The sequence below is a fragment of the Sphingobium sp. VMM genome, assembly GCF_056790315.1.
Genome location: NZ_JBXGSI010000068.1, coordinates 1 through 759, shown reverse-complemented (window position 1 = coordinate 759; position 759 = coordinate 1). Strand labels below are relative to the sequence as shown.

The following is a 759-nucleotide window of genomic DNA, read 5'->3' as shown; positions in this document are numbered from 1 at the left end:
CGCCTCTGCCCGGTCGGCACGGGCCGGATCATGCGGCATGTCGAGCAGCTTGCCGACCACCCGGTTGAAGAAGATGTCGACACCCACCGGCTGGGCGATGGTGTCGGCAAATTCCTCATACCATATCGTCCGCGCCCGCGCCTTGGGCTCGGTCGGGATCAGGTTCGGCTCGGGATGCAGCGCATCCATATAGGTTATGATCGCGGTCGAATCGCTGATCGCGAAATCGCCATCGACCAGGGCCGGAATCTTGCCGAAGGGGGACGCCCGCTCGAACGCCTCGCCGCCCTTGCCGAACCCGGCCGGCCGCACCTCGACCGCGATCCCCTTTTCCGCTGCAAAGACAATGACCTTGCGCACAAAGGGCGACGGCCGCGCGCCATAGATGATCATGCACCCACTCCTGTTGTTCTGGTGGTGGAGCGCCGATCCTGCCAGACCAGTCGCATATTGCAACTGTTCACTTCTGTCCTGCCCGGCCCTGACCGCGCAATCCATTAGGTGTTCGACCGGAATTTCCACGCCCCCGCAAATCGGAAAGCCTTTGCAGGAGCAATCCGGGATGGGGGCGGTCATGGACAGACGCGCGTTTCTGGTGACGATGGCGGGCGCAGCGGGTGCGGCCGGCCTGGTCAGCTGCCATCAGGCCAGCGGCAAGCCGGCCGCCCTCATCCATCCGCGCCGCACCGCGCTCGCCGGGGAAGCCTGGGCCGATGCCGATGTCGTCGTCTATGGCGCCACCCCCGCCGGCGTCATCGC

At 65.7% G+C, this 759-nt stretch carries 1 protein-coding gene and 1 pseudogene; one reads left to right on the top strand and one right to left on the bottom strand.

Going from position 1 to position 759, the window contains the following annotated elements:
* Positions 1-393: glutathione S-transferase family protein (locus ACUCV3_RS27335; protein ID WP_482241480.1), on the bottom strand; the 393-nt coding region annotated here is incomplete at its 3' end.
* 181 nt (positions 394-574) lie between these two features.
* On the opposite strand from ACUCV3_RS27335, the pseudogene ACUCV3_RS27330 reads away from it, so the two are divergent.
* Positions 575-759: pseudogene (locus tag ACUCV3_RS27330) on the top strand (FAD-dependent oxidoreductase); the annotation flags it as partial.